Raw genomic sequence first — 6,000 nt, forward strand, 5'->3', positions numbered from 1 at the left:
TCTTTACAACAGGACATCAAAGACCGGATCGCCACCGACGCGACGACGCCGAGAAACCTATGAACCTCATTCTCCGGAGCGATCGAACCGCCCACAAAGGGTCGTCAAGAACAGCAAATTTGTAAAGGACATCACGATGACCGGCTTCCAAGACCTCGTGCCCGCCCCCGCCGGTCGGTTCGACGGTATCGCCCGCCCCTATAGCCCGGACGATGTCACCCGGCTGCGCGGTTCGATCACCGTCGAGCATACGCTGGCCCGGCGCGGCGCGCTGAAGCTGTGGGAGTTGCTGAAGAGCGAGGATTATGTCCATGCGCTGGGCGCGTTGTCGGGCAATCAGGCGATGCAGATGGTGCGCGCCGGGTTGAAGGCGATCTATCTGTCGGGCTGGCAGGTCGCGGCGGACGCCAACACCGCCGGACAGATGTATCCCGACCAGTCGCTCTATCCCGCCAATGCCGGGCCCGATCTGGCCCGGCGGATCAACGCGACGCTCGCGCGTGCCGACCAGATCGAACATGCCGAAGGTGGCGCGACGCGCGACTGGTTCGCGCCGATCGTCGCCGATGCCGAGGCCGGGTTCGGCGGGCCGCTCAACTGCCATGAGATCATGAAGGCCTATATCGCGGCAGGCGCGGCGGGCGTGCATTTCGAGGATCAACTCGCCTCCGAGAAGAAGTGCGGCCATCTGGGCGGCAAGGTGCTGATCCCGACCGCGGCCCAGATTCGCAACCTGACCGCGGCGCGGCTGGCGGCGGATGTGGCGGGGGTGCCGACCGTCATCTGCGCGCGGACGGATGCGGAAAGCGCGCGGCTGATCACCTCGGACGTGGACGAACGCGACCGCGAATTCCTGACCGGCGAGCGGACGGCGGAGGGCTTTTTCCGCCTGAAGGACGGGACCGGCGTCGACCATTGCATCCGGCGTGGCCTGGCCTTCGCCCCCTATGCCGACCTGTTGTGGTGGGAGACGTCCAAGCCCAACCTGGCCGATGCCCGCCGCTTCGCCGAGGCGATCCGCCGCGAGCATCCGGACAAGATGCTGGCCTATAACTGCTCGCCCAGCTTCAATTGGGAGGCCAATCTCGACCGCGACGATATCGCCCGTTTCCAGCGCGAGATCGGCGCGATGGGATACAAGTTCCAGTTCGTCACGCTGGCCGGGTTCCACCAGCTCAACTTCGGCATGTTCGAGCTGGCGCGCGGCTATCGCGACCGGGGCATGGCGGCCTATTCCGAACTGCAACAGGCCGAATTTGCCGCCGAGCGCCATGGCTATACCGCGACCCGCCACCAGCGCGAGGTGGGGACCGGCTATTTCGACCTGATCGCGCAGATGGTGGCGGGCGGCGACAGCTCGACCACCGCCCTCGCCGAATCCACCGAGGCGGCGCAATTCGTCCGCGCCGCCTGACCCGACCAGCCAAGGAGAGTATGTCATGCCCACCGAACCGCAACGCAGCCGCGCCGTCTTCTCGACCGAGGACTTCGCCCTGATGAAGGAAGCCATCGCCGAACACGTCAAGCGCGTCGCCGACGATCCCCGCTCGATCAAGTTCGCGCATCTCTATCACCGACTGGGCCGGATCGCGTCCTGAGGTCGTCCCTTGGCCTTCGACTCCGCTCAGGTCGGACGGGGATCGGCGCCAAGCCCCCACTCCGTTCGCACTGAGCGAAGTCGAAGTGCACGCCCCGCCACCCGCCACTTGGGCCAACGCGACCCTTGGCCTTCGACTGGGCTCAGGCTGAACGGAGGTTGGTGCCGAGTTCCCCTCCGTTCGCACGGAGCGACATCGAAGTGCCCCCTTCTTCCTTGGGGAAGCAAGCGACCCCGCCGATGCCCATCGGCGGGGTTTGTTCGGGCAGCGGAACAAGCATCCCGGTCGCACGCTTATCCGCCCATGCCCGACACCGGCCTGACCGCGCGTATCCGCGAGAACCTCGTCCTCTATGGCGCGCTCGCTGCCAATCTGGGTATCGCCGTGGCCAAGTTCGTCGCGGCGGGGATCACCGGGTCCTCCTCGATGCTGACCGAGGGCGTCCATTCGGTGGTGGACAGCGGCAACCAGATCCTGCTGCTCTATGGCCAGAAGCGCGCCAAGCGCGTGCCCGATGCGGTCCACCCCTTCGGCTATGGGCGCGAGCTGTATTTCTGGGCGTTCGTCGTCGCGATCCTGATCTTCGCGCTGGGCGCGGGCATTTCGATCTATGAGGGCTGGCTGCATGTCCAGACGCCCGAGCCACTGCGCGACCCGACGATCAATTACATCGTACTCGCCATCGCCTTCGCCCTGGAAGGAGCGTCCTGGACGATCGCGGTGCGGGAATTCTCGCGCGCCAAGGGCGATAGCGGCTGGTGGCAGGCGATCCATGAGTCGAAGGACCCGGCGGGCTTCATCGTATTGTTCGAGGATTCGGCGGCGCTGGCAGGCCTGGTCATCGCGGGGCTGGGCGTGTGGCTGTCGCACGCACTGGACGACCCGCGGATCGACGGCGTCGCCTCGATCCTGATCGGGTTGGTGCTGGGGCTGGTCGCGATCCTGCTGGCGCGCGAGGCCAAGGGGTTGCTGATCGGCGAGCGGGCCGACCCCAAGGTGGTGGAGACCATCCGCACCATCGTCGCGTCGCGCCCCTGGATCACGCGGGTCAACCATGTCCGCACCATCCATACCGCGCCCGACAGCATCTTCGCCGCGATCAGCGCGGACTTCGACGACAGCCTGCCCATGGGCGTCGCCGAGACGATGATCGAGGTGCTGGAGGACGATCTGCGCCGTGCGGTGCCCAGCCTGTCGTCCATCTATATCCGGCCGGAGAAGCATGAAAATGCCGCTCCGCCCGTGCCGCCCGCCGCGCTATAAGGATCGCCATGACGAAGCTGATGCGAATCGCCATTGCCCTGACGCTCTGGCTCGGCTGTGCGTTGCCCGTACAGGCGGCGGTCACGATCACCTTCTGGAGCCATGAGCTGGGGAACAGCTTCCCGCACAGCTTCTTTTCCCTGCGGGGAACGATCGATGCCAATGGCGCGCCGGTCGACGCCAATTACGGCTTCACCGCCAAATCGGTCTCGCCCGCACTGCTGATGGGCACGGTCAAGGGGCGGCTGGACATCTCCAAGCCCTTCTACATCTCGACCAGCGACGCGCAATTCTCCTATGTCATGAGCGACGCGCAATATGCCGATATCCTGGCGCTCGTCGCCGCCTGGGACGAGAAGACCGGGGACGCGCGCTACAATCTCAACAATCGCAACTGCGTCCATTTCGTGCAGGAGGCGGCGCGGCGGCTGGGGCTGGTCGGGCTGGATCATCCCGAATTGATGAAGAAGCCGCGCTCCTATCTGAAGGCCGTGGCGAAGGCCAATGCCGACCGGGTCACGATCATCGGCCAGAACGGCAAGACCTATCTCGCCTCGCTCCCGCCGCTGCCGACCGCAACGGCGGCGACCGTCGCCGCCCCGGCTCCCACGCCTCAGCCGCCGGCGGGCACCAGTTCGAGTATGTCGACCACCGATTCATAAGCCGGATAGGGAAAGGCGATCCGCCAGTGCTGGGCGTCGATCCGCTCCAGCACCCCCGCCATGTCGCGCGCCCGGTCGCGCCCATAGGCATAGGAGCGTTCCTCATCCCCCAGGATCAACGTGCCCAGGAAGATACTGCGCGCATCGGTATCGGGAAAGATGCGCCCGCTCAGCCGCTGCGACCCGTCGAGCTTGGTCAACTGAGTACCGCCGTCCGACACGCGGCACCGGAAATAGGGATAGGCGACATAGGTCAGCAGCGCGCGCCCCTGGGACCCCAGCTTGATCGTGCGACAGCGATAATCGCCATCGGGCAGGCCCGGCTCCGCGATCGAATGATCCGGGTCCGCCAGCGAGCCGAGCGCCGCGACGGCCGCCGCCGATCCGCCCGCCCGAGCCTGCGCGATACCCTTCACCCAGGCGGTGCGCCAGCCGCGCAGGCGAACGCGGTCGTCCTCGGTCGCCGCCAGCCGCCAGTCCGCCGCCTGCTCGACCCGTTGCGCGACCGCCGTACCGACCGCGCCCAACGCCATCGCCGCACCCAGCAGGGCCGCCGCCGCCCTCATTGCGCGGTCCAGCCGCCATCGACCGACAGGTTTGCGCCGGTGATCGACTTCGCCTCGTCCCGGCACAAGAACAGCGCCAGTGCCGCGACCTGTTCGATGGTCACGAACTCCTTGGTCGGCTGCGCCTTCAACAGAACCTCGTCGATCACCTGCTCGCGGCTCATCCCCCGCGCCTTCATCGTGTCGGGAATCTGGTTCTCGACCAACGGCGTCCAGACATAGCCCGGCGAGATGCAGTTGGCGGTGATGCCGTCCGTCGCCACTTCCAGCGCCACCGTCTTGGTGATGCCGACCACGCCGTGCTTGGCGGCGACATAGGCCGACTTGTTGGGGCTGGCGACCAGGCTGTGCGCCGAGGCGGTGGTGATGATCCGTCCCCAGCCCGTCGCACGCATATGCGGGATCGCCGCGCGCATCATATGCCAGGCGGAGGACAGGTTGATCGCGATGATCGCGTCCCATTTCTCGACCGGAAATTCGGCGATGGGGGCGACATGCTGGATACCGGCATTGTTGATGACGATATCGACCGATCCGGTTTCCGCCACCGCACGTTCGATCATCGCGGCGATCTGTTCGGGCCGGGTCATGTCGGCGGGGTCGTAGAGCGCCGTCGCGCCGCTCAGATTTTCCAGCGCGGCGCGCTCCGCCTCGATCGCGTCGGCATCGCCGAAACCGTTCAGCACGACGCTCGCGCCCTCCGCCGCCAGCGCCTTGGCATAAGCCAGCCCGATCCCCGAGGTGGAGCCCGAGATCACCGCCGTCTTGCCCGTCAGGAACATGCCATTCTCCCCTGGTATGGCGCGCACCATGCGGCCAGATTACCGGTCGTGCAACCGCCGCAAGGCCTTGCGGGTTCAAAGCGGCAAGACCCGAAAGGCGGGCGAAACGACAAAGGGGTGACGGTGCCATGCGGCTCGACGATTATGACAACGACATCAATGTCGGAGAGGCGCAACCCGGCGGCGGTTTCGGCGGTGGCGGCGGCGGGCTGCTGTTCGGCCTGCTCCCGCTGATCGGCAGCCGCTTCGGATGCGGCGGGATCGTCGTGGTGCTTATCATCCTGGCGGTGCTGGGGATGAACCCGCTCGGCCTGCTGACCGGCGGGGGCAATGCGCCCGTGACCCGGTCCGCCGACAGCGGCCAGCAGAACGCACGCCAGATCTGCGAAGCCTCGCCCGAGCGGCGTGAGGCCTGCCAGGCGTTCAGCAACGCCGACAACACCTGGGAGAAGATCTTCGCCGATAGCGGCCAGCGCTTCGAGGCGCCGGGCCTGCGCTTCTTCGTCGGCAACTCGGCCCAGTCGGGCTGCGGCGTGGCGCAGTCGGCGGTCGGCCCATTCTACTGCCCGCCCGACCGCACCATCTATCTCGACACGCGCTTCTTCGATGAGTTGGCCAACCGCTTCGGCGCGAAGGGCGATTTCGCCCGCAACTACGTCATCGCGCACGAGTTCGGCCATCACATCCAGACGCTGCTAGGCACCTCGGACAAGGTCCGTCAGGCGCAACAGGCGGCGGGCGAGGCGGAGGGCAATGCCCTGTCTGTCCGGCTGGAATTGCAGGCGGATTGCTATGCGGGCGTTTGGGCGGCGAAGAACCGCAACCGGCTGGAGCCCGGCGATGTCGAGGAAGGCATGACCGCCGCGCGCGCCATCGGCGACGATACGCTCCAGCGCGAAGCGACCGGGCGGGTCGTACCCGACAGCTTTACCCATGGCTCGTCGGAACAGCGGATGCGCTGGCTCCGTCGCGGCATGGAAACCGGCGATCCCGCCCAGTGCGATACGTTTTCGGGCGCGATTTGAGGCGGCGGGGATAGCGCGGCTGTCTGCCGAAGGGAATTATCGAAGGTCTGACGCCCGCCAAGCACGCTCCCCCTTCCGCAAGCGGGAGGGGGTCGGGGGGAGGG

7 protein-coding genes are annotated in these 6,000 nt (G+C 66.7%); 5 read left to right on the plus strand and 2 right to left on the minus strand.

The window, feature by feature from the left end:
- Positions 1–136: 136 nt before the first annotated feature.
- The 4 genes from aceA (at position 137) to SM191_RS16370 (ending at position 3,523) form a co-directional block, all read left to right on the plus strand.
- A complete protein-coding gene (aceA, locus tag SM191_RS16355; protein WP_341507110.1) occupies positions 137–1,414 on the plus strand; it encodes an isocitrate lyase in 1,278 nt (425 codons plus the stop codon).
- A gap of 25 nt (positions 1,415–1,439) precedes the next feature.
- Positions 1,440–1,598: a hypothetical protein gene (locus SM191_RS16360; RefSeq protein WP_167345467.1), complete on the plus strand. Its 159-nt coding sequence runs from the start codon at positions 1,440–1,442 to the stop codon at positions 1,596–1,598.
- A gap of 303 nt (positions 1,599–1,901) precedes the next feature.
- Positions 1,902–2,861, plus strand: a complete 960-nt coding sequence (locus SM191_RS16365) for a cation diffusion facilitator family transporter (RefSeq protein ID WP_341507111.1) — start codon at positions 1,902–1,904, stop codon at positions 2,859–2,861.
- Positions 2,862–2,869: 8 nt separating this feature from the next.
- The gene (locus tag SM191_RS16370) at positions 2,870–3,523 is read left to right on the plus strand and encodes a hypothetical protein (protein WP_341507112.1); all 654 of its coding nucleotides are present in this window, start codon (positions 2,870–2,872) and stop codon (positions 3,521–3,523) included.
- On the opposite strand, the gene SM191_RS16375 is transcribed toward SM191_RS16370, so the two are convergent.
- Both SM191_RS16375 and SM191_RS16380 read right to left on the minus strand, forming a co-directional pair.
- A complete protein-coding gene (locus tag SM191_RS16375; RefSeq protein WP_341507113.1) occupies positions 3,475–4,089 on the minus strand; it encodes a DUF4893 domain-containing protein in 615 nt (204 codons plus the stop codon). The two genes, SM191_RS16370 and SM191_RS16375, sit on opposite strands and share 49 nt — an antisense overlap.
- Positions 4,086–4,871 carry a 3-hydroxybutyrate dehydrogenase gene (locus SM191_RS16380; RefSeq protein WP_341507114.1) on the minus strand — a complete coding sequence of 262 codons (786 nt, stop codon included), beginning with the start codon at positions 4,869–4,871 and terminating at the stop codon, positions 4,086–4,088. Before SM191_RS16380 ends, SM191_RS16375 begins: the two co-directional genes overlap by 4 nt.
- Before the next feature lie 128 nt (positions 4,872–4,999).
- Here SM191_RS16380 and ypfJ point away from each other — a divergent pair, with 128 nt between their 5' ends.
- On the plus strand, positions 5,000–5,896 hold the full coding sequence (ypfJ, locus tag SM191_RS16385) for a KPN_02809 family neutral zinc metallopeptidase (protein WP_341507115.1): 897 nt from the start codon (positions 5,000–5,002) through the stop codon (positions 5,894–5,896).
- Positions 5,897–6,000: the final 104 nt, after the last annotated feature.

It is taken from the genome of Sphingomonas sp. 2378 (assembly GCF_038084995.1).
In the GTDB taxonomy this organism is placed as follows: Bacteria; Pseudomonadota; Alphaproteobacteria; order Sphingomonadales; family Sphingomonadaceae; genus Sphingomonas.